Below are 20,300 nucleotides of genomic sequence, written 5' to 3'. Positions count from 1 at the left end.
TCATGAGAGGCCCATACAAGTCCATATGGCGCGCTTCGCACACCCATGGTCGCCGCCGAAGCGGCCCGCTGCGGCGCCCGCCGCCGAGCGCAACGGCGCGTCTATCGCGGTGCTGCCGTTCACCAACATGAGCGGCGATCCGGAACAGGAATACTTCAGTGACGGCATCACGGAGGACATAATCACCGATCTTGCGAAAGTGTCGGCGCTCAGCGTCATCGCCCGCAATTCAAGCTTTATCTACAAAGGTCGCTCTGTGGACATAAAGCAGGTGGGACGCGAACTCGGCGTGCGGTATGTGCTGGAAGGCAGCGTGCGCAAGGCCGGAACCAAAGTGCGCATTGCGGCTCAGCTCATCAATGGAACGGATGGCCGGCACGTGTGGGCGGAGCGGTACGACCGCGACCTTGAAGATATCTTCGCGCTGCAGGACGAAATCTCCAAGCACATTGTCGACGCGCTAAAGGTGCGGCTCCTCGCAAAGGAGCTTGAGACCATCACCAAGCGGGGAACCGACAATCTGGAGGCCTATCAAATTTATCTGATGGGGCGATCGTTCTTTAACCGTGGACACGAATCGAGGAGCATAAAGGCAGCCCGGGGTCTGTTCGCGAAGGCCATCGACGTCGATCCGCTCTATGCGCGGGCATATGCCGGACTGGCCGACTGCGACTCCTACCTTCTGCTCGCCAACGATCCGACCGCCACATATGACAACATCATAGGCAACGCCGACCGGGCTCTGGAGCTCGATCCAGGTCTCGCCGACGCCCATGCATCGCGAGGCATCGCAATGTTTAGCAAGGGCCTACGCGCTGAGGCGGAGGCCGAGTTTGAGCTCGCCCTCGAACGAGATCCGACCTCTTTCGAGGCGAACTTCTTCCATGGGCGCAATTTTCACGCGCAGGGTCAGTTCGAAAGGGCGCGCGGCTTCTATGAGCGCACCATCACCTTGAAGCCAGATGATTATCGGGCCTGGGACCAGTTGCGAGCGGTCCATGTATCCCTTGGACACCATCAAGAGGCGGTACAGTCGGCGCGAGAATGCCTCCGACTGATAGAAGGAGAGATCGCCGCACATCCCGACGAGCCGATCCTTATGTGCTACGGCGGCTGTTTGCTGGCGGATTTGGGCGAGATGGAGCGTGGAGCGTCGTGGGCGTCCCGTGCCGCCGCAATCGCTGGGGACGATCTCAGAGTCCTCTATAATCTCGCTTGTTGCTATGCGAAGCTCGGCAAACCTGCAGAAGCCATCGCCTGCCTTGAGCGGCAGGCGTCCGGGTCGCCTACCTATGTCGCATCGGTCGTGGCCTGGATAAAAAAGGACAGCGACCTAGATCCTCTCCGGAACCATCCGCGCTACCTGGCTCTCGCCGACCGGATGGAAGTTCAGCTAGCAGAGCCTCCTGGCTCTATTCCTTAATCGGGATTCCGGCTTCGATCGCAGCGTCGATGAACGCCTGCCGCGCCTCTTCCCGGTTTCGTTTTCCCGCCATGACATCCGCGCAAACCGCGCAGGCCTTGTCCAAGGCAGGCCCCTCTTCGGTCGGCCAGTCTTCGACCAGCGCCCATGTCGCGGCCTGGGTCGTCTGGATCACCACCCACTGATCCGGGCCTTCAAGGGCGAGCGTTACCGGCTTCTTCCAAATGGTTTGCATGATCTCAGGACCTCCGCTGCGTGCTCTCTGCCGTTGCAGCCTGCACACATAGGGCGATTCATCCGGCGTGGCGAGGCGCAGTATGCACGAGATGCCTTTCTCGGTCAGCGAACTGCTGGGATGTGCTTTTCAAAAGGGTTTCGTGCCGCCGTTTTGCGCGCTTATGCGACGCCTCTTAGAAATCCTGAACGAATTCACACGCCAGCAAGGTTTTGCCTGGCAGGGCGTTGCCTTGGCGAGCAACGATAGAGACCTTTCCGGGGCCGGCCATTCCGGGTTCCGGCTGCAGATCTGCAGGAAGTTCAAGCGAATAGCCCTTCGTGGATGTGCCGAGCAGGTCCGAGGTCTCCGGCTTCAAACCGTATTTCGCGGCCAGATCGTCGGCGCGTTCGCCCTCGATCAAGACGCCAACAGCGTTGTTAGCAAACAAGATCTCGGTCGACTTAAAGCCGTCGCGGCCTATCTGGTTCGGGAGTTTGTAGATCGCCGCGCCCAAGGATGATGTGTCCGGCTTGGCCAGAGCTTCCACGACATCATAGATCTTCATTGCCGATGTCATCGTATAGGGCGGCTTGCAAAGGGCTGCGTCAAAGAACTTGTCATTGGCCGAATCGCCCAGAACCTGCCCGGCCTGAAATGCCGCAAAAGCGACGCAAGCAGAGAAGGCGGCGTAACGAATGAATTTGGCGTTGTGCATGAAACATTCCCGAGAAAGTGGCTCTAGCGGATTCGTGTGTACGAGTTCGAATGACTAGGGGATTCGAGGTAATTATGCTACCCAAAGTTTAATCTCTCAGATCCACTCTTCTCTTCCGTCTGGCCGTGCTGATGGGTAGGATGAGTGGTATCGGACGCGGAGACGGAGATATCGCACCAATCCGAAGGCAGGAAAGTCATGATCGCAGCCTATATCGACGAAATCATCATGTTTTGCGCCGGCCTGTGGATGACGTCCGTCGGCCTTGGTTATCTGCCATATCCAGGCAAGCCGGCCAGCCGGCCGCCGTTGGTTCGCCATTTCAAGTGGATGGGTCCGTTGCTGCTCGCGATCGCCATCGTTCTGGCCGCCGCTTCCTAGAGCCGCGTGCTCATGCTGGAGTGAAGCAATGACCAATATGTTGGCCTGCCCGTCCTGCGGATTGGACAAAACAGAATCGATCGTCCACCGCGGTTCCTACATTCTTCGATGCGCCGCCTGCGGCGAAACGATTGTTACGACATCGTTCATGGCAATGCTCGACTCGGGTCATGAGTGCTCAGCCTTTATCGATCCGGGTCCCGGAAAACACCCTCCGCCAGAGACGCTCGTCGCGCGTGGGCCGTTCCGGCAGATCGCAACGGCAATCAGTGCCGCGGCGAGTGACGGAACTCTGATACGTCTGATCTCTGAAGCGAAAGATTGAAGTCCGCCTTTACACAGCTGGCGCCCTCATGGGCGTAACCGGACGAGAATCTTGGCCCCGGGAACCCTCAACTGTTCCGCCATCGCTTCCAGATCTTTCCTATCCGTTCCCGCCAGAACGATGCGACCATCCATGATCGGCTCCCTCATCCAGGGTTCCATGACGACCTTGTCGTTGATCAGCATCTGCGTTTGTCGTCCCAATACCGCCTGCGTGAAATCGCGGAATGTGGCGGCGCTTTCCGGGGTGAGCACGATATTCAGGCCATGGTCGTAGGACACGGGAGACAGGGTTATCTCCGCACTCTTCACCTCAAGCGAGACAGGCGCGATCGCCTTGGCCCCGTCATTGTCTGCAGCAATGGCCGCCTCTTGCGGTGCCGTCGGTGTCGAAAGCTCATCCAGGATGCCCGGCCCGGCCTTGGCCGATGGCAGCGGCTCGATATGCAAATCAGGCGCCTGCAGGTCTTTTGCCGTCAGTACGGCGGGAAGCGGCAGGCTGGCCGGCATATCCTCGCGTTGGATGTGGGTATATGTGCGCAACCTCGTCCCTCCTGCCTCAACGGTTACGATCTCCGACGCTTCGAGTGTCGAACCATCGTCCAGGGACACCACGAGCTCGACGCTTCGGCTCTTGCTGGCGCGTTTGAGGAAAGCCAGCTGATCGGCCGTGAGGTTCTTTGCCCGCTCGGCAAAGCCCGTCATCAAATTTGCGATTGCCGGCTGCTGCGATTGGCTGAATGCCGAAGCGTCGGCTTCCTCCGACAGGGAAAGGGTTGCCGTGTGTGCGGTCGCGTCGGTGGATTTCAGGGTCCAGGTCGATGTCACCGGAACACTGACGCCGCCATAATCTTCGTCCCGCGAGGTCGCCGAGGCCGGTCCGATGTCCATGGTCTCATCCTTGTAGGATTGTCCCGTGGCGAGCAGTTGCGCCTCCGGCACCAAGGCGGCAACAATTTGAAGAGGGTTTGCCTCCAGCTTGGCGATGATGTCATAGACCCCGCTTTGTCGCGCCGCGGAGGCGCCAGCCGCGGGAACTCCACCCGGTCCATTGGCCGCCACCTCCCGCATGTGTGCCACGATCTGATCGACACCGGAGAGATCGCGCGGGTTGCCGTTCAGGTCCGTTTCGAGTTCGAGCGTCGCGGTGCCATAGGCCGTGAGGGAATTGCGATAGAGCAGGTTCATCTGATAGCTGTCGGCAAGGCCCGCAAGGCCTTCCGGCAAATCGGCGCTGAGAGACCAGCGGACCCGCATGCCGTCTTCATCCCGCGACAGGACGGTCATAGCCTGGCGAAACGCGCCGCGCATCGTCACTGGCAAGGCCCCTGATTTGTCGAACCAGAACGACATATCGGTCTCGGTCGCTTTTTGAACGCGGTAGCTGCGCTCGACGCCGGTCGCTGGCGCATAGCCCGGGATCTCGATGCCGCCGGCGGACCATGCCGGATGGGAGAGTATGAGGCAAACGCAAAACCAGACAAATCTCTTCCAGCACAGTGGTGTCATGCGGGCAGGGCCTCTGAACATTGAAGGTTGTAGGGCGCCTTCCGGCTGCCGGCCGCGAGCTTATTGGCTGATGAAGAGAATGGGTAGTGCTGACGCTACGATAATCGTTTTGCGCGAAACTGCTTCAGGTTTTCAAGATCGAGATCGGGAGATCAAGGTTAAGCACTTTTCATCGACCGCCCCAGTCTCTGCCCCAAGGCAGCGAAGCGAAAAACTATTGAGCGGTCGGGTGGTCTCTCTCATAGGCTTCCCTTTCTTCCTTCCCGACCAAAGATGCGTAATAGCCGCTGCAAACCAGATATGAGCACTCATCCGGGTTGCCCGTTTGCCATCCCGGCTGGCAGAGGACGACGCGCTGGAATTTGGCGTTGCAAAGCCCGTGGTTTGCCAAGAGCCGCGGATCATTTCCGAAATACGCGCTTATGGCGTCCTTGCGAGTCCACGCGGGAACGATTTTCCAATCAGCGGCGCCGCCCTCAGCGCTCACATTGCCGGTCGCACAGAAGGACCAATTCGAGATCACGACCGGCTGATCGCAGGAAAAAGCCTGAACGGCGCTTCCCAGCAGGATCGAAATCAATGCCAGCAGCCGCTTGCCGCAAACCACCACGCTCTTTTCCCTCATGCCGATCATTCGCATCGCGCTCCTACCCCTCGATATTCAGGCGCTGATCGTAGCAGGCGCAACCGAACAATGTAAGATCAAAACTAAGAATATTTTCCTAGTTCGTGGATCGTTCTTGCGCTAGGTTGCCCGTGATTGCAACCATGGAATGCCGGATGTCGAGCAAATTTTTCCCTATCGGCGAGTTGGTCGCCGGGACGAGCCCGGGCCGTCGGCCGCTTTATGAACAGAATTGCCGGTCTCGCAGCACAGGCAGATTGCCGAAGGATCGGCCGGCGACGGGGGCGAGGGGCTGATGGCGGAATTCAACCCTCGCGACAAAAGCCGAACCAGTCAGGGAAAGACGCGGGCGATGGTGCGCAAGCATACCGCTCCGCCGAGCGGCACGGACGACGGCAGCCTTCGCTGGCAATGGTTCACCATTCAGTTGCTGGAATCTGCGGCCTTCACGACATTGAGTGCGAACGCCTGCCGCGCCTTCTTCCGCATCGTCATCGAGCACACGGCCCACGCCGCCTTGGAAAACGGCAAGCTGATCGTGACCCATCCTCAGTTCGTGTCTTACGGCGTGACGGGGGAATATGTGGCCGATGCGATCGATGAGCTCGAATATAAGGGGCTGATAAAAGTTCGCCGCGGCCGGGCAGGCAGTGGCGTCGCGCATCCCAACCGGTTCACGCTGACCTTTGTCGGTGACCATGAGGGTGCGCCAGCGACGGATGAATGGAAACGATGCACGGCGGAAAGGTGCCGGAAATGGTCCGAGACCGATCGCAAGATTGCCGCCGACAAACGCGGGCGCGTCGGCAGGAAGAAAAAAGTCCCACTTCGGAATCCCGAAATCCCCCCGCTTCGGGATTCCGAAATCCGCCGCGCTTCGTGAGCTGTCGACAGGGAGAAACGCTGAATGATTTCAATGCCCCAACCAATTTCGGGATTCCGAAGTGCTATATAGATCTTGGTGGGGTGTCCCTAACGAAGACACTTTGCCACGATCAGGAACTCCGTCTCCCGACCCCCGATCTTCCCGGCCGAAACCGTGCGAAGCACAAGACCGAAAGCTTCATAGAGCCAATAAAGCGGGGGAATTCTATCCTTGAGCGCATGCACCTGCGTCGACACATATTCGCCGACAAAGACGACATCCATCCCGAGGTCTTTCAATGTCCCGGCAATCTCCGAATGGGATGCCTCTGCGGCATGCTCGACGCGGAACGGGGCATAGCCCGGCTTTCCGGCGTTTTTCTGCCTGAGAACGTAGCGATAGAACAAGACGTGTGTCCACCATGGCGTCAGGTCGGTGAAGATCCCTTTGGCTGAATTCAGGATCGGACCCTTGACGAACACCAGACCACCGGGAGACAGGGTGTCATGGGCTCTCAACAAGGCAGAGCGCGGGCTTTCCAAATGCTCGAGAACGTCCCAGAAGACGCAGGCGTCGAAGTGACGATCTCCGTAGTCGATGGTTTGAGCATCGCCGAGGATCCTCTCAGCGGCGTCCTGGTTCTTTTCGAGTTGCTCCTTGGAGATGTCGACAACGGTATATCGCGCACCTTTCAAGGGGATATGCGTGCGGGAGCCGCCCCCGACCTCAAGGATATTTGTATCAGTCTTGCTGGAAAATGCTGATTGTGCGTGCGACAGCGCGTCGTTTACCCACGGCGAAGCCATAATCTTTCCCTCCCGAAAGATTAGCGTTTACGACTACAAGTAAGCATTAATATAATATTTTAGCAATATTTTAAGCATGTCTGGTCAGGTGGTGCGTCCGGTCGGGATTGGCGGGCAAGCCGTCAGCCTAGTTTCGCGCAACCTTCCTGATGTATCCGTAGGTCTGATGATCTTTAAGGCGCTTCAGCCGGAGGAATGCATGGCGGTGGGAATTTTTCGGGCTCTGGCTGCCCTGGCGATGATGACGGCCCTTGGCGGCTGCATCGACCACGCCAATGATCCCGTGCTCCTGGCGGTCGGCGTGCCGGTCAATCCGCCTGCTGTTGCGCACGGCCTTTGCATGACCGACGGCAACGCCATGTATGATGAGGCGAGGAAGCAGTATCAGCTGCGCGCCCAACTGACCGGATATGCTCAGGCCGATGAGCTTGAGGCCGAAACGATAGCGCGCGCTGCCGCCCATCGCCAATATGTCGCTTGCCTCTCCGGCCAGGGCTACCGGACATTATACGCGAATTGAGAACAGAGAATTCACGTTTCCTCGCAAGCGCCGTTTGAGCCCTTTCCTGATCGCGACTTTTCACGTTTTTCGGCGATTTAGTCACGCCGGATCGCCTGCAATCACGAGTTTTGGAATTGCGTGTGAGCCATGGAACTCCGCTCGTCTGAAAGGCATTCTTCCGAGATAAATCCATAAGGAGGGTTTATCATGAAGATGTTCAGGCTTGCCCCATCCACCGCCGCGCTCGGCACCCTTCTCGCCCTCACGTCGATCATCCCTGCGCAGGCAGCACCCGTTCAGACGGCTCGGCCGCCCGCTGTCTCGGATGTAAAAATCGTGCAATATAAACCACATGCCGGGTCCTGGCATGGCTATCAGGGCTTTCGCACCGAGCGCCCCGGCACCCGCCGCCATTCCGATGGCTACTGGTATCCGCTTGCCGCCTTCGGCGTCGAGGCCGGCACCACGGGCTCCATCGTCCGCCCGCCGGTGAACAGGCCGGCAGCCCCGGAAATGTGCAACCCTACGTTTTCCGGATCAATCGGCCCCGGCAGCATGCCTTGCGATAACGGCTATTGAGCCGGCAAATGAAAGAGGCGGCGATGAGCCGCCTTTTTCTCGATCGGGCCGCCGCTCACATGTCCGTGACCTCTGCTTTGGCACCGTAGTATGTGACAGATCGCCTTCCTAACTCCGGGGCGTAAATTCCCCGAATCCTCCCAAGGAGACGATTATGACCACGACTTTCAAGAACGGCCTGATGGCCGCTGCCTTCGGCGCAATCCTCGGCCTTTCGGCCTTCTCGGCCACGGCAGCTCCCCTCCAGTCGAGTGCAACAGAGCAGGGCGCAGCCGAGCGTCCGGTTGCGAGCCAAGAAACCACGGTTGAGCACGACAGGCGCACGACCGGTTCGATCGGCGAGCGCGCCTCGGAAACCAGGGGCTCGACACATTATATGATGAACCCGAAGAAGCCGCTCAACATGGATTGCAAGCTCGGCTTCAACCCGACGAGCAGCTCCAGCTGCAATTACTGACGAGACGCTCGGCCGTTCGCAACCACGAGCGGCCCCGTCTGAGCTGAAGGGCGGCCTCCGAGCCGCCCTCAGTTTGTTAGCAGACCTCGCTTTTCCCTCGGCGCCATCCTCGGCCTTGCCAGCGGGATACGGCATGTCCTTCCCCAATTGTCGTTCGTACGATGTTGCATCGAATGCAAAAATGCAATAAGTACAAAATCAGCAAGCTGTTGACGGTGGGTGTTGCGAAAAGCCGCAGCGACGAGCGATTGACGCCTCTGCCTTGGAATTGCCATGCTCGCCGCGATGGTCGCTTTTCACAATCAATCGAATTTCAGACGGGTGGGATAGTCATGACTGCAAAGGCCGCATGCTCCGATTTCCTGCATTTTTTCCGCTCCTGGGTCAGCAACCCGCTTCGGGTCGCGGCCATCGCGCCGTCGGGGGATTCGCTTGCCAGGATCATGACCAGTGAAATTGCCGCACTCGACGGGCCGATCATCGAGCTCGGCCCGGGAACCGGTGTCTTCACCCGGGCGCTGCTGGCGCGAGGGGTCAGCGAAGCGGATCTGACCCTGATCGAGTACGGTCCGGAGTTCATCACCTCGCTGCAGGCGCGTTTTCCGACGGCGCGCGTGTTGCAGATGGATGCCGCCCATCTCGCCCATGCCGATATTTTCGAAGGCGAACCGGTCGGCGCGGTTGTCAGCGGCCTGCCGCTGCTCTCCATGTCGCCGCGCAAGATCGCCTCGATCCTGGCCGGCGCCTTCGCCTATATGCGCCCGGGCGGCGCCGTCTATCAGTTCACCTACGGTCCGCGCTGCCCGGTGCCGCGGCCGATCCTTGACCGTCTCGGCCTGAAGGCGGTGCGCATCGGCGGCACGGTCCGCAACCTGCCGCCGGCCTCCGTCTACCGGATTTCGCGCCGCAAGCCGCTGGAACTGTCGCGCGAGCGCTTCAGCTATCGCGCGGGCGCGGCTGACATCGACGATGTCGCCGCCTTTTCCAACGAAACCGGCGGCTGAACGATGATGCCGGGCCGGAATGGCTGAGAACAAGCGGACGGAAACGACGGAAGGCAGGCGGGAACGCAAGCGGCGGCAGACGCGCGAGCGCATCGAGCAGGCGGCGATGACCCTCTTCCTGCAGCGCGGCTTCGAGGCCACGACGATCGAGGACATCACCGAGGCGGCCGATGTCTCCAAACGCAGTTTCTTCGATTATTTCCCCTCCAAGGAAGAGGTTGTCTTCGCCTGGCAGGATGCCTTCGCCGATCGCCTGATGGCGGCAATCGCTGCAAGGCCGGCGGACGAATCCTCCGTCACCGCGGTCGAGGCGGCGATCACCGCAACCGTCATCGCTTCCGTCGACGAGCCTGGTCTGGCGCGTGGGGACCTCATCCATCGCACGCCGGCGCTGAAGGCCCGCGACCAGCTGAAATATGCCAAGCTCGAACAGAAGCTCGCCGAGGCGCTACTTCTGCGCAAGGAAGGTGATCCGCTTGAACGGCCCCGCATGCGCGTCCTTGCGGCCATCGTCATCGGTGCGCTGCGCGTCGGGGCTGAGCTCTGGCAGCAGCGCCCGCCAAGTGCTTCGCCGCAGGATTTCGCCCGGGAGATTTTCACCGACCTCTGGAAGATGCTGGCGGAATTCGGCGACGAGGCAAAGACCAGGCGTTGACGCGGGACCGCCTGCGCCTCCGTGCGCACTTTCAACGACATCGGCTCGATGTCAATGTTTCCGCTCATCCCTGTCATCAGGCCCTGTTATCGGAACCGGGCCGTCCTATATCTGCAAGCGTCGCAGCGGCCACATTCTGATGATCCCGCGATAGGCGGATCATCACCATGCCGGGCATCGCTTTCGATCAGGGCAGACATTCGCGCTCGAAGGCATCTCCGAAAGCCTCGGCATCCGTGCCGCGGCTGTTCAACCGCCTCCGACCGTTCCACCGATTTCAATGATTGATTGATAAGAGAGGAAAGACCATGTCCAGTTACAACGCAGCCAAATCAGGTACCTTCAAGATCGGCGGCGATATCGAGATCAATCGTCTCGGTTTCGGCGCCATGCGCGTCACCGGCAAGGGCATCTGGGGCGAGCCTTCCGATCATGCCGAATCCATCCGCACGCTGAAGCGCCTGCCGGAACTCGGCGTCAACTTCATCGATACGGCCGACTCCTACGGCCCCGATGTCTCCGAATGGCTGATCAAGGAAGCGCTGCATCCCTATGGCGGCAAGTCGGTCATCGCCACCAAGGGCGGCCTGACCCGCCACGGCCCCGATATCTGGCTGCCCGTCGGCCGTCCGGAATATCTGATCCAGCAGGCGCATAAGAGCCTGCGCAATCTGGGCGTCGAGCAGATCGATCTCTGGCAGCTGCATCGGATCGATCAGAAGGTGCCGGCCAAGGAACAATTCGATGCGATCAAATCGCTGCTCGATAGCGGCCTCATCCGCCATGCGGGTCTGAGCGAAGTGTCGGTTGCCGACATCGAGGCCGCCTCGAAGCATTTCAAGGTCGCGACCGTCCAGAACCGCTACAATCTCGTCGACCGCACCAGCGAGGACGTGCTCGACTATTGCGCCAAGCACAATATCGGCTTCATCCCGTGGTATCCGCTGGCCGCCGGCGACCTCGCCAAGCCCGGCTCGCTGCTGGATACCATCGCCAAAAAGCACAATGCAGCACCAAGCCAGATCGCGCTCGCCTGGGTGCTGAGGCGCAGCCCGGTCATGCTGCCGATCCCCGGCACCTCCAAGGTCAAGCATCTCGAGGAAAACGTCGCGGCCGTCGACATCACCCTCTCAAACGAGGAATTCTCGGCCCTCGACGCAGAGGGAAGCAAGGTCTTCAAGGCTGCTTGACGGGCAAACCCAAGGCTTTCCGGTTTGCGCTAGTCGCTGCCCCTCACCCTAACCCTCTCCCCGTAAAAGATGGGGAGAGGGGACGTGCCCTGCGATGGGTGGGTGGGGAACGGAGAGGGTGCGGCATACCCCCTTCGCCCCGCGAGCGGGGCGAAGGTGCCGGCAGGCGGATGAGGGGCAACGCCGACGATCCAGGCCGAGGCCGCAATTTTCGGCATAAATTTGACCATCCGGTCAAACATGCTGCAAAATGAGGCGGCGGCCTGTTATTTTGAGGGCAAGCATTGCGTCCAGCGCATTGCTGCATTGCGGTATTTTCGCTATTCCGAATCAAAAGAATTGGCTATTACTATCTTCGTAAGCAGCGCACTCCTCCTCCCAGCGCTCTTACATCGGACTGACAACACTCCTCCTCCCAGTTGTCAGTCAGGATCAAGAGCCCGGCGCACCTCCTCCCGCGTCGGGCTTTTTTCTTTTCCCCCCAAGTCTTTCCCCACCAAGTCTTTCCCCACCAAGTCTCCTCGCCCTAAGTCGAAATCGACCAATTACCGATCCGGGCAACGCCGGTCCTGCGGTTTTCACGAGGGATTGCGCAAAACAAAGGCTTCCACGTCGGGCGGTTTGACTCGGCAAGCCTCGTCGGACTATTTGAACGGGCGCCGCCTGTCCGGTGCGTGAACCGATTGGAGTTTGGTCATGATCGGCAAAAGACGCGGCTTGCCCGCGGCTCTGACAGGTCTTCTGGTTGCAACGATGGTGCTTTCCGGCTGCGGCGGTAGGCCGGTCGGTGTCATGCAGGCGGCTGGCACCGCGGCCCCTGGCACCTCCAAGGTCGACCTGCTCGTCGCGACGACGCGCGCTGCCGACGACAATCCCGCCGTGCTTTTCTCCGGCGAACGCGGCACCGGGCTCGCCGTCAATGCCGTCGATGTCTCGATCCCGCCGGAAGCCAATCGCAAGGTCGGCCAGGTGCAATGGCCAAGCCGTCTGCCGGCCGATCCGTTGCGCAATTTCGTCACCGTTTCGGTCGATCCGCTGGAAGGCGAGCGAGCCGGCGAGACCTGGCTGAAGACCCATATGCCGAAGAGCCGCCGGGTGCTCGTCTTCGTGCACGGATTCAACAATCGTTATGAGGACGCCGTCTACCGCTTTGCGCAGATCGTCCACGATTCGCATGCCGACGTCGCCCCCGTCGTCTTCACCTGGCCGTCGCGCGGCAGCATCTTCGATTATAATTACGACAAGGAAAGCACCAACTATTCCCGCGACGCGCTGGAGGAACTGCTGACCCGCACCGCCGCCAATCCCGCTGTCAGCGACATCACCATCATGGCGCATTCGATGGGCACCTGGCTGACGGTCGAAGCGCTCAGGCAGATGGCGATCCGCAACGGCCACGTCGCTCCGAAGATCAACAATGTCATCCTCGCCTCGCCGGATCTCGATGTCGATGTTTTCGGCCGCCAGTTCGCAAGCCTCGGCAAGGAAAGGCCGCACTTCACCATCTTCGTCTCGCAGGACGATCGGGCTCTGGCGCTGTCGCGGCGCATCTCCGGCAATGTCGACCGGCTCGGCCAGATCGATCCTTCCGTCGAACCCTATCGCAGCAAGCTCGAGGCGGCCGGCATCACCGTGCTCGATCTCACCAAGCTCAAGGGCGGCGACCGGCTGAACCACGGCAAGTTCGCCGAAAGCCCCGAGGTGGTGAAGCTGATCGGCGACCGGCTGATTGCCGGCCAGACGATCACCGATTCCAATGTCGGGCTCGGCGAGGCCGTCGGTGCGGTGGCGATGGGCGCTGCCCAGACCGCCGGAAGTGCCGTCAGTGTCGCCGTCAGCACGCCGATCGCGATCTTCGATCCGCGCACCCGGCGCAACTACGACGCCCAGCTGAAGCGTCTCGGCCAGTCGATGAACAACACCGTCGGTTCGGTCGGCGACAGCGTCGGCGCCGGCCTGCCGGAAAGCCAGTAAAAATTCCACAGAGCAATTCCAGCAAAGTGCATAGCGGTTTTGCGTTTCGGAATTGCGAAAAACAAAGAGGTAGGGAATTTCCGTAATTCGGAGAAAACGGAAATTCTCTAGGCATCGCATCTTGATGTGATATATCAGATTCACGACGGCAATTCTGTCTGCCGTGCGATGGGTTGATGGCATGGCGGATGAGATGAAGAAGAGGGTAGCGGTCGTCGGCGCGGGCGTGATCGGCGCCTCGATCGCTTTCGAGCTGCAGCGGCGCGGCCTTGAAGTGACACTGATCGACAAGGGCGAGCCCGGCCGCGGCACCTCTTTCGGCAATATGGCAAGCATCGCGCTTGATTTTGCCGCCGGCTCCGGCCCTTCGACCTGGAAGAAGATCCCCGGCTGGCTGCTCGATCCGGAAGGCCCGGTCTGGCTGCGGCCTTCCTACGCCGCCAGGATGCTGCCCTGGTTCCTGCGCTTCCTCGCCGCCGGCCGGCCCTCGCGTCTCCGAGAGATCGAGGATGCCGGCATGAGCCTATCGAACCGCGCGCTCGGCGATTTCAGGCAGATGCTCGAAGCGATCGGCGCACCCGACTTGATGACCGAGGAAGGATGTCTGGCGATCTATGAGACGGAGGCGGAATTTGCCGCCGATCGCGGCCATCTCGCCATGATGCAGCGCTACGGCCTCGAATTCGAGGTCTTGAGCAACGGCGCCATCCAATATTACGAACCCACTTTGTCGCCGGCGATCGCCAAAGCCGTGCTGCTCCCCGACAACAAGTCGATCCGCGACCCCTACAAGCTGGTGGTGAAACTCACCGACGCCGCAAAGGCTGTGGGCACGACCTTCGTCTCCGGCACTGTGCGGAATATCGAGCGCCGGGGCGATGGCACCGCCGTCGTTCTCCTCGAGGATGGCAGGCGGATCGAGGCGGATTCGGTCGTGCTTGCCGCCGGCGTCCACACCCGTTTCCTTGCCGAAAAGCTCGGCGAGCCGATCCCGCTCGAAACCGAGCGCGGCTATCACACGCAGATCATGAAGCCCGGCATATCCATGCGCTATTCGGTGATCTGGCCGCATCGCGCTTTCATGGTGACGCCGACGGCGGGCGGCATCCGGGTCGGCGGCAATGTCGAACTCGCTGGCCTCGATGCCGCACCGGATTTCCGCCGTCCGCGGGTGCTGGTGCGCCACGCCCAGCGCGCGCTGCCCGGCCTGAAGGTCGAGGAGACGACGGAATGGATGGGGCATCGTCCGGCGCTGCCCGATACGATCCCGATCATCTCGCCGTCGCGGAAAATGCCCGGCGTTTTTTATGCGACCGGCCATGGCCATCTCGGACTGACCTTTTCGGCAACGACAGCGCTGGTGATCGCCGATATGGTGACGGGGCTCAAACCATCCCTCGATATGACCCCGTTCCGCATAGACCGCTATTAGGAGGCCCCGATGTCCGATACCACGAAACCCGTAGCGCTAATCACCGGCGGCGGCCGCGGCATGGGCGAGGCAATCGCCCGCGAGCTCTCGGCGCAGGGCTATCAGCTGGCGCTGATGTCGCCGTCCGAAAGCTGCGAGAAGCTGGCGGCCGAACTTGGCGGCGTCGCCGCGCGCGGCGTGGCCGAAAAGGCCGAGGATCTGAAGGCGATCTTCGACCTGACGATGAAGACCTATGGCCGCATCGACGCCGTCGTCAACCTGAGCGGCCATCCGCCGAAGGGCGACCTGCTCGATATTTCGGACGAGAACTGGACGCTCGGTTCCGACATGATGATCCTGTCGCTGGTGCGCATGGCCCGCCTGGTGACGCCGGTCATGCTGAAACAGGGCAAGGGCGCCTTCGTCAACATCACCACTTTCGCCGCCTACGAGCCGACGCTGGTCTTCCCGGTTTCCTGCACCTATCGCGCCGCTGCCGGCGCCTTCACCAAGCTCTATTCCGATCGTTATGCGGCCGATAATATCCGCATGAACTGCATCCTGCCCGGCTATATCGATAGCCTGAACCACAAGCCCGGGACCGCCGAGACGGTGCCGATGAAGCGCATCGGCCATGTGGAGGAGATCGCCAAGACCGCGGCCTTCCTGCTGTCCGACGGCGCGGGTTATATCACCGGCCAGAATATCCGCGTCGATGGCGGCGTCACCCGTCACGTTTGATCTGGAGTTTTCGATATGAGATGGAAGCGCACGATCCAGCTGCTGGATGTCCATGCCGAAGGCGAGATCGGCCGCGTCGCGATCGGCGGCGTGCCGAAGATCCCCGGCGATACCATCGCCGCCCAGCTGCATTGGCTGAACACCGATCCGAAGGGTGATGAGCTTCGCCGCTTCCTTTGCCTGGAACCGCGCGGTGCGCCGATCGGCTCGGTCAACCTGCTGCTGCCGGCGCGCCACCCGGAGGCGGACGCCGCCTTCATCATCCTGCAGCCCGATCAGGCGCATGCGAGTTCCGGCTCGAACTCGATCTGCGTCACCACTGCCTTGCTCGAATCCGGCATCGTCGAGATGAAAGAGCCGGAGACGATCGTGACGCTCGAAACTGCCGCCGGCCTCGTCAAGGCGACGGCGACCTGCCGCGACGGGCGCTGCGAGAAGGTGAAGCTCACCATGGTGCCCTCCTTCGTGCATGAGCTCGATGTCGGGATCGACACGCCGCATTGGGGAAGGATCAAGGCCGATATCTGCTATGGCGGCATCTTCTATGCCCTGGTCGATGTCGGTCAGATCGGTCTGACGATCGAGAAGGCCAATGCCGCCGGCCTCGTCCAGGCCGGCATGATCCTCAAGGAGCTGATCAACCGCGACATCAAGGTCGTCCATCCCGAGATCCCGGCGATCTCGGGCGTCGCCTATGTGATGTTCCGCGATACCGAAGCCGACGGCACGGTGCGCACCTGCACCACCATGTGGCCAGGCCGGGCCGACCGCTCGCCCTGCGGCACCGGAAATTCCGCCAATCTCGCCACGCTCTATGCCCGCGGCAAGGCCAAGGTCGGCGACGTTTTCACCTCGAAATCGATCATCGGCTCCGAATTCGAAGTCGGCCTCCAGGCGGTAACCGAAGTGGCCGGCCGCCCCGCCGTCATCCCCACCATCACCGGCCGCGGCTTCACCTTCGGCCTGACCCAGGTAGCGCTCGACCCCTTTGACCCGCATCCGAACGGTTTTGCGCTGACAGATGTCTGGGGGCCATCGGCTGGGGAGATTTGACTGCGAGAAGCATGATTCGCGCCGATGGCTGCCCCTCACCCTAGCCCTCTCCCCGTAAAAACGGGGAGAGGGGACGTGCCATGCGAGAGGCCAATGGGGAACGGAAAGGGCGCGGCATATCCCCTTCGCCCCGCGAGCGGGGAGAGGTGGCGGCAGCCGGATGAGGGGCAGCGGCACGCTCCAACGATCCCGCGAAGCTTCCGCGACCGACTGCCTAAAGGTTACGCATGATCGGCGTAAGTCTACCTGCGCTCAGCATCCCCGGTTCGAGTGTCCCAACCCAGCATGGCCAGCTCGGCCACGGCCTCCAGTTCGCCACGGGTCGCTCCGTCGCGGGCCAGGATCGACATGCCGTTCTGAACGGTCTGGACGAAACGAGAGAGTGCGTGGACGTCGGTCGAGACTGGAATTTCGCCTGCTGATATCGCCTGGTTCAGGCGCGCCTTCAGGCGCTCGAGCGTGACGGCGCGGGCGGCTCGCACGAGTTCGCCGAGTTCCACATGGCCCTCGCTGCCGACCGAAGAGAGCGCCACCATGCAGCCGCGGGGAATATCGACGACACAGCCGGTCAGGGCAGCGGCCGAGTCCATCAGAAATGACCTCACCGCGTCACGGGCCGTGTCTGCGGAAAAGAACCCTGCCCAGACGAGCGCCTCGTTGTTGTCGCGATAGTGGCGCAACGCCTCGGCATAGAGCGCCTCCTTCGAACCGAATGCCGCGTAAAGGCTCGGCGATCCGATCCCCATCGCCTCGGTGAGGTCGGCGATCGAGGTCGCCTCGAAGCCCTTGATCCAGAACAGCCGGGTCGCTTGCGCCAAGGCTGCCTCCCGGTCGAAGGCCCGCGGCCGCCCGCGACTGCGGGCAGGGGTTTCGTTGACGTTCGACATCTCATCCGATTTTTGCATCGATCATTATATAAACCCATTGACACCCCATCGCAACGTGCCTAGCTATTTATGTGTCGATCACTACAGAAAGAGAAGATCATGACAGAACTGGCTGGAAAGCGTGCCCTCGTCACAGGTGGCTCGCGTGGCATTGGCGCCGCCATCGCATTGGCGCTTGCCGACAAGGGCGCAGATGTCGCCATCACCTATGAGCGTTCGGCCGCTCGCGCCGCCGAAGTCGTCCGGGCGATCGAGGGCAAGGGCCGCAAAGCGCTTGCCATCCAGGCCGACAGCGCCGATCCGGCGGCGGTGAAGCGCTCGGTCGACGAGGCGGCCCAGGCACTTGGCGGTCTCGACATTCTCGTCAACAATGCTGCAATCGCGCTTTACGGTGCGATCGCCGACGTCAGCGTCGAGCAGATCGATGCGCTGCTTGATGTCAATGTGCGGTCGCCTCTGCTCGCTTCGCAGGCGGCCATTCCCTATCTGCAGGCGGGAAGCCGCGTCATCACGATCGGCTCGGTCGGCGCCGAACGCATCGTCGGCGACACCGGTACGGTCTATTACATGACAAAATCCGCGCTCCACTCGTTTACCCGCGGCCTCGCACGCGAACTCGGATCTCGCGATATCACCGTAAATCTGGTCCAGCCGGGTTCGACCGACACCGAAATGAATCCCGCCAATGGCGACTTCGCCGATTTCCAGCGTGCCCTGATCCCACTTGGACGTTACGGCGAGCCAGAAGATGTGGCCGCCGCTGTGGCTTTCCTCGCAAGCCCTGCAGCAAAGCACATCACAGGCACTATCCTCACAGTGGATGGCGGCTTGAACACCTGAATCGGGATCTGTTGCCTACGAACGGCAGAAGACAGGGGATCGACGGAGGTCGGTCCCTTCGAATGCGAGCCGATCGCCTATTAGTGTCTTGCCTGCGTCTCATGCCGGATACCGGCATGAGACGCATTGTTGAGCCGCAGGCTGTGTCAGACTGGCAGCTTCATCTGCTTGCGCAGGCTCTTGTCGAATGCACTGGCGGGAACGAAGCGGCGCAGGAAGTGCAATTGACGGGCGGCTTTGCTGGCGGGATAGCGCAGTTTCGGCGATTTCGCGGTGGCTGCCTTGACGACCGCTTCGCCAACCACTTCGGGCGCATCGCCTGCCTTGATCGCGCTGTTCCAGACAGCTTCTGTCGTCTTGCGGCCGCCGTCGTAGACACCAGTCATGCGGTCGGGCTGCGTCGAGTTATGGTCGAGAGCTGTGCGGGTAAATGCAGGTTCGACGAGCAGGACGCGGATCCCCAACGTGCGGACTTCGTGATCGAGCGATTCGGAATAACCTTCGACAGCATGTTTCGTCGCAGTGTAGAGCGCGCTGAACGGGCTCGGAATGAAGCCGACGACCGAACTGATGTTGATGATGCGGCCGTTGCGCTGGTTGCGCATGATCGGCAACACCTCGTTCGTAACACGAATGATCCCGAAGACATTCAGGTCGAAAAGTGCCTGAGCCTGTTCGATCGAGGACTCTTCCGCTCCGCCGATCAGTGCGCCACCGGCATTGTTGACGAGAACGTCGATGCGGCCAGCCTGTTTGATGACCTCGGCGATCATGCCCGCGACCGATTGACTGTCCGTCACGTCGCAGGTCAACATCGTGATGCCATTGGCAGACCCGGCTGTCGCCTTGCGGCTGGTTCCAAAGACGCGGTAGCCCGCGGTTACCAGAGCCTTTGCCGTGGCGCGGCCGATACCGGCCGCTGCACCTGTGACGACGGCGACGCCGCGGTTGTTGTTGCTCATTTCAATTTTCCTTCGGATCGTGCCGCCAACGGCAATGGGGTTGTGGGATATTACGGTCGTCGTTTTGGGTCGGGTGGCCTCGTGGGACCGCCCGGTCGGAACCTGATGTTGAAAGGGATTGCTGGTGTGACTTAGTTCAGCACGCCAGTGCCGGGGCGGAGTTCAAGCACACGACCGGTCCCCCGCGAAAATCTCTTGAGTGATCGCCGTGGCGAGATGCAAACTCGACGGAACCACCGATGCAGCGCGTAGGGGATTTGCGATCCAACCCACCCTCGAAAGAAGTCGATCTGTTCGGACGAGCGCAGACCTGCGAGGCCATTTGCTCTTCCTGGCCGATAAGGGCGACTGATATACTCATGGATGCAAATCCCTGAAGTTTCGGTTATGCGTGGACTGGACAGGCATGATCTATACACTGCATAAATCCCGTGTAAAGGGGAATTTATGCAGTGTATAGATTTCGGTGCAATTTTTGAGGAATTAACGTGAGCGTGACAATCCGGGAAAACTACCATCACGGCGAACTTCGCTCGGCTTTGATCGCGGCCTCGGATGAGATCATCCGGGAAAGCGGCGTCGAGGGATTTTCGTTGCGGGAGGCAGCCCGCCGGGCCGGCGTGTCACCCGGCGCGCCGAAACACCATTTTGGCAGCATCGTCGGCCTGCTCACCGAGGTGGCGATCGCGGCCTATGGGCAACTAGCTCGGTATTTGTCCGATGCTCTCGTTGCGAATCAAACTGCTGAGCAGAAGCTCCAGTCGCTCGGGACGGCCTATGTCAGATACGCCCTCGACAATCCCGGTCATTTCCGCCTGATCTGCCGCAGGGATCTGGTCAACCGCCATCACCCCGACTTCGAGCCTGCCGTCTATTCCGCCATGACTGGCTTCGTCCTTACCGCCGCAGAATATTATGGATCGACTTTTCCACCTGAAACGGACCAAGCCGTGCATCCCGGCATCGTCGCGGCTGTGTCGACGATCCATGGGATTGCCCACATGGCAATCGAAGACAAATTCTCCTTCGTGCTCAGAAGCGACGAGCCGGAAGCCGAGCTGCTGGGCACCTTGCTGCCGTCGATGTTGAACTTCCATTGGCCGGTGAGAGATCCGCAATGAGCCGGTCAACAGCTCGCTGAGAAAGTGCTCCCTCTCGGGCTGGCAACAGTGCCGATGCG

Annotated in this window: 23 protein-coding genes; 16 read left to right on the top strand and 7 right to left on the bottom strand. The window is 60.8% G+C overall.

The window, feature by feature from the left end; all coding sequences use genetic code 11:
* Positions 1–1,423 (top strand): TPR end-of-group domain-containing protein (locus HX899_RS24625; RefSeq protein ID WP_210273838.1); only part of this gene is annotated, 1,423 nt, incomplete at its 5' end.
* Here the strand turns inward: HX899_RS24625 and HX899_RS24620 are convergent.
* Positions 1,413–1,658, bottom strand: a complete 246-nt coding sequence (locus tag HX899_RS24620) for a DUF982 domain-containing protein (RefSeq protein ID WP_064245140.1) — start codon at positions 1,656–1,658, stop codon at positions 1,413–1,415. The two genes, HX899_RS24625 and HX899_RS24620, sit on opposite strands and share 11 nt — an antisense overlap.
* 175 nt (positions 1,659–1,833) lie before the next feature.
* On the bottom strand, positions 1,834–2,355 hold the full coding sequence (locus HX899_RS24615) for a hypothetical protein (RefSeq protein WP_180194558.1): 522 nt from the start codon (positions 2,353–2,355) through the stop codon (positions 1,834–1,836).
* A 198-nt stretch (positions 2,356–2,553) separates the two neighbouring features.
* Here HX899_RS24615 and HX899_RS24610 point away from each other — a divergent pair, with 198 nt between their 5' ends.
* Positions 2,554–2,736 (top strand): hypothetical protein, encoded by a 183-nt coding sequence (locus HX899_RS24610; protein ID WP_138332347.1) that lies wholly within the window; start codon positions 2,554–2,556, stop codon positions 2,734–2,736.
* A 28-nt stretch (positions 2,737–2,764) separates the two neighbouring features.
* Positions 2,765–3,061 (top strand): hypothetical protein, encoded by a 297-nt coding sequence (locus tag HX899_RS24605; RefSeq protein WP_180194559.1) that lies wholly within the window; start codon positions 2,765–2,767, stop codon positions 3,059–3,061.
* Between the two features lie 26 nt (positions 3,062–3,087).
* Here the strand turns inward: HX899_RS24605 and HX899_RS24600 are convergent, their stop codons facing one another.
* Both HX899_RS24600 and HX899_RS24595 read right to left on the bottom strand, forming a co-directional pair.
* Entirely contained in the window at positions 3,088–4,569 is a 1,482-nt protein-coding gene (locus HX899_RS24600; protein ID WP_181293631.1) for a hypothetical protein, read from the bottom strand.
* Between the two features lie 214 nt (positions 4,570–4,783).
* Positions 4,784–5,209: a hypothetical protein gene (locus tag HX899_RS24595; RefSeq protein ID WP_171599799.1), complete on the bottom strand. Its 426-nt coding sequence runs from the start codon at positions 5,207–5,209 to the stop codon at positions 4,784–4,786.
* A gap of 280 nt (positions 5,210–5,489) precedes the next feature.
* Between HX899_RS24595 and HX899_RS24590 the strand changes: the two genes are divergently transcribed.
* The gene (locus HX899_RS24590) at positions 5,490–6,077 is read left to right on the top strand and encodes a hypothetical protein (RefSeq protein WP_181293630.1); all 588 of its coding nucleotides are present in this window, start codon (positions 5,490–5,492) and stop codon (positions 6,075–6,077) included.
* An 89-nt stretch (positions 6,078–6,166) separates the two neighbouring features.
* Here the strand turns inward: HX899_RS24590 and HX899_RS24585 are convergent, their stop codons facing one another.
* On the bottom strand, positions 6,167–6,865 hold the full coding sequence (locus HX899_RS24585; RefSeq protein WP_011650257.1) for a bifunctional 2-polyprenyl-6-hydroxyphenol methylase/3-demethylubiquinol 3-O-methyltransferase UbiG: 699 nt from the start codon (positions 6,863–6,865) through the stop codon (positions 6,167–6,169).
* Positions 6,866–7,064: 199 nt separating this feature from the next.
* Between HX899_RS24585 and HX899_RS24580 the strand changes: the two genes are divergently transcribed.
* From HX899_RS24580 to HX899_RS24535, 10 genes are all read left to right on the top strand, one after another.
* Entirely contained in the window at positions 7,065–7,385 is a 321-nt protein-coding gene (locus HX899_RS24580) for a hypothetical protein (protein WP_138332351.1), read from the top strand.
* Between the two features lie 189 nt (positions 7,386–7,574).
* A complete protein-coding gene (locus HX899_RS24575; RefSeq protein ID WP_181293629.1) occupies positions 7,575–7,946 on the top strand; it encodes a cell surface protein in 372 nt (123 codons plus the stop codon).
* Positions 7,947–8,100: 154 nt separating this feature from the next.
* Complete coding sequence (locus tag HX899_RS24570) at positions 8,101–8,403, top strand: hypothetical protein (protein WP_138388306.1); 303 nt, start codon at positions 8,101–8,103, stop codon at positions 8,401–8,403.
* Between the two features lie 332 nt (positions 8,404–8,735).
* Positions 8,736–9,407 carry a class I SAM-dependent methyltransferase gene (locus tag HX899_RS24565; protein ID WP_181293628.1) on the top strand — a complete coding sequence of 224 codons (672 nt, stop codon included), beginning with the start codon at positions 8,736–8,738 and terminating at the stop codon, positions 9,405–9,407.
* 19 nt (positions 9,408–9,426) lie between these two features.
* Positions 9,427–10,062, top strand: coding sequence for a TetR family transcriptional regulator (locus HX899_RS24560; protein ID WP_181293627.1), 636 nt, complete (start codon positions 9,427–9,429; stop codon positions 10,060–10,062).
* A gap of 308 nt (positions 10,063–10,370) precedes the next feature.
* Positions 10,371–11,252, top strand: coding sequence for an aldo/keto reductase (locus HX899_RS24555; protein ID WP_180194565.1), 882 nt, complete (start codon positions 10,371–10,373; stop codon positions 11,250–11,252).
* A gap of 696 nt (positions 11,253–11,948) precedes the next feature.
* Positions 11,949–13,226: an alpha/beta hydrolase gene (locus HX899_RS24550; protein WP_180194566.1), complete on the top strand. Its 1,278-nt coding sequence runs from the start codon at positions 11,949–11,951 to the stop codon at positions 13,224–13,226.
* A 181-nt stretch (positions 13,227–13,407) separates the two neighbouring features.
* Positions 13,408–14,658, top strand: a complete 1,251-nt coding sequence (locus tag HX899_RS24545) for an FAD-binding oxidoreductase (protein ID WP_181293626.1) — start codon at positions 13,408–13,410, stop codon at positions 14,656–14,658.
* Between the two features lie 9 nt (positions 14,659–14,667).
* Positions 14,668–15,378 carry an SDR family oxidoreductase gene (locus tag HX899_RS24540; protein ID WP_180194568.1) on the top strand — a complete coding sequence of 237 codons (711 nt, stop codon included), beginning with the start codon at positions 14,668–14,670 and terminating at the stop codon, positions 15,376–15,378.
* A 15-nt stretch (positions 15,379–15,393) separates the two neighbouring features.
* On the top strand, positions 15,394–16,431 hold the full coding sequence (locus HX899_RS24535; RefSeq protein WP_180194569.1) for a 4-hydroxyproline epimerase: 1,038 nt from the start codon (positions 15,394–15,396) through the stop codon (positions 16,429–16,431).
* Positions 16,432–16,673: 242 nt separating this feature from the next.
* Here the strand turns inward: HX899_RS24535 and HX899_RS24530 are convergent, their stop codons facing one another.
* Positions 16,674–17,336, bottom strand: a complete 663-nt coding sequence (locus tag HX899_RS24530) for a TetR/AcrR family transcriptional regulator (protein ID WP_180194570.1) — start codon at positions 17,334–17,336, stop codon at positions 16,674–16,676.
* Between the two features lie 81 nt (positions 17,337–17,417).
* Between HX899_RS24530 and HX899_RS24525 the strand changes: the two genes are divergently transcribed.
* Entirely contained in the window at positions 17,418–18,158 is a 741-nt protein-coding gene (locus HX899_RS24525) for an SDR family NAD(P)-dependent oxidoreductase (protein WP_180194571.1), read from the top strand.
* 146 nt (positions 18,159–18,304) lie between these two features.
* Here the strand turns inward: HX899_RS24525 and HX899_RS24520 are convergent, their stop codons facing one another.
* Positions 18,305–19,120 (bottom strand): oxidoreductase, encoded by an 816-nt coding sequence (locus HX899_RS24520; RefSeq protein WP_180194572.1) that lies wholly within the window; start codon positions 19,118–19,120, stop codon positions 18,305–18,307.
* A 488-nt stretch (positions 19,121–19,608) separates the two neighbouring features.
* On the opposite strand from HX899_RS24520, the gene HX899_RS24515 reads away from it, so the two are divergent.
* On the top strand, positions 19,609–20,241 hold the full coding sequence (locus tag HX899_RS24515) for a TetR/AcrR family transcriptional regulator (protein ID WP_171599790.1): 633 nt from the start codon (positions 19,609–19,611) through the stop codon (positions 20,239–20,241).
* Positions 20,242–20,300 lie beyond the last annotated feature (59 nt).

The organism is Rhizobium sp. WYCCWR 11146 (assembly GCF_013591995.1).
Lineage (GTDB): Bacteria > Pseudomonadota > Alphaproteobacteria > Rhizobiales > Rhizobiaceae > Rhizobium > Rhizobium indicum.
Note: the sequence above shows the minus strand (reverse complement) of the source record. Positions and strands in the feature narration are given on the sequence as shown.

What these genes read in the sequence shown, in the direction of transcription:
- HX899_RS24620 (WP_064245140.1), bottom strand. Translation starts at nt 1,658, where the DNA reads ATGCAAACCATTTGGAAGAAGCCGGTAACGCTCGCCCTTGAAGGCCCG.
- HX899_RS24615 (WP_180194558.1), bottom strand. Translation starts at nt 2,355, where the DNA reads ATGCACAACGCCAAATTCATTCGTTACGCCGCCTTCTCTGCTTGCGTC.
- HX899_RS24610 (WP_138332347.1), top strand. Translation starts at nt 2,554, where the DNA reads ATGATCGCAGCCTATATCGACGAAATCATCATGTTTTGCGCCGGCCTG.
- HX899_RS24605 (WP_180194559.1), top strand. Translation starts at nt 2,765, where the DNA reads ATGACCAATATGTTGGCCTGCCCGTCCTGCGGATTGGACAAAACAGAA.
- HX899_RS24600 (WP_181293631.1), bottom strand. Translation starts at nt 4,569, where the DNA reads ATGACACCACTGTGCTGGAAGAGATTTGTCTGGTTTTGCGTTTGCCTC.
- HX899_RS24595 (WP_171599799.1), bottom strand. Translation starts at nt 5,209, where the DNA reads ATGCGAATGATCGGCATGAGGGAAAAGAGCGTGGTGGTTTGCGGCAAG.
- HX899_RS24590 (WP_181293630.1), top strand. Translation starts at nt 5,490, where the DNA reads ATGGCGGAATTCAACCCTCGCGACAAAAGCCGAACCAGTCAGGGAAAG.
- HX899_RS24585 (WP_011650257.1), bottom strand. Translation starts at nt 6,865, where the DNA reads ATGGCTTCGCCGTGGGTAAACGACGCGCTGTCGCACGCACAATCAGCA.
- HX899_RS24580 (WP_138332351.1), top strand. Translation starts at nt 7,065, where the DNA reads ATGGCGGTGGGAATTTTTCGGGCTCTGGCTGCCCTGGCGATGATGACG.
- HX899_RS24575 (WP_181293629.1), top strand. Translation starts at nt 7,575, where the DNA reads ATGAAGATGTTCAGGCTTGCCCCATCCACCGCCGCGCTCGGCACCCTT.
- HX899_RS24570 (WP_138388306.1), top strand. Translation starts at nt 8,101, where the DNA reads ATGACCACGACTTTCAAGAACGGCCTGATGGCCGCTGCCTTCGGCGCA.
- HX899_RS24565 (WP_181293628.1), top strand. Translation starts at nt 8,736, where the DNA reads ATGACTGCAAAGGCCGCATGCTCCGATTTCCTGCATTTTTTCCGCTCC.
- HX899_RS24560 (WP_181293627.1), top strand. Translation starts at nt 9,427, where the DNA reads ATGGCTGAGAACAAGCGGACGGAAACGACGGAAGGCAGGCGGGAACGC.
- HX899_RS24555 (WP_180194565.1), top strand. Translation starts at nt 10,371, where the DNA reads ATGTCCAGTTACAACGCAGCCAAATCAGGTACCTTCAAGATCGGCGGC.
- HX899_RS24550 (WP_180194566.1), top strand. Translation starts at nt 11,949, where the DNA reads ATGATCGGCAAAAGACGCGGCTTGCCCGCGGCTCTGACAGGTCTTCTG.
- HX899_RS24545 (WP_181293626.1), top strand. Translation starts at nt 13,408, where the DNA reads ATGGCGGATGAGATGAAGAAGAGGGTAGCGGTCGTCGGCGCGGGCGTG.
- HX899_RS24540 (WP_180194568.1), top strand. Translation starts at nt 14,668, where the DNA reads ATGTCCGATACCACGAAACCCGTAGCGCTAATCACCGGCGGCGGCCGC.
- HX899_RS24535 (WP_180194569.1), top strand. Translation starts at nt 15,394, where the DNA reads ATGAGATGGAAGCGCACGATCCAGCTGCTGGATGTCCATGCCGAAGGC.
- HX899_RS24530 (WP_180194570.1), bottom strand. Translation starts at nt 17,336, where the DNA reads ATGCAAAAATCGGATGAGATGTCGAACGTCAACGAAACCCCTGCCCGC.
- HX899_RS24525 (WP_180194571.1), top strand. Translation starts at nt 17,418, where the DNA reads ATGACAGAACTGGCTGGAAAGCGTGCCCTCGTCACAGGTGGCTCGCGT.
- HX899_RS24520 (WP_180194572.1), bottom strand. Translation starts at nt 19,120, where the DNA reads ATGAGCAACAACAACCGCGGCGTCGCCGTCGTCACAGGTGCAGCGGCC.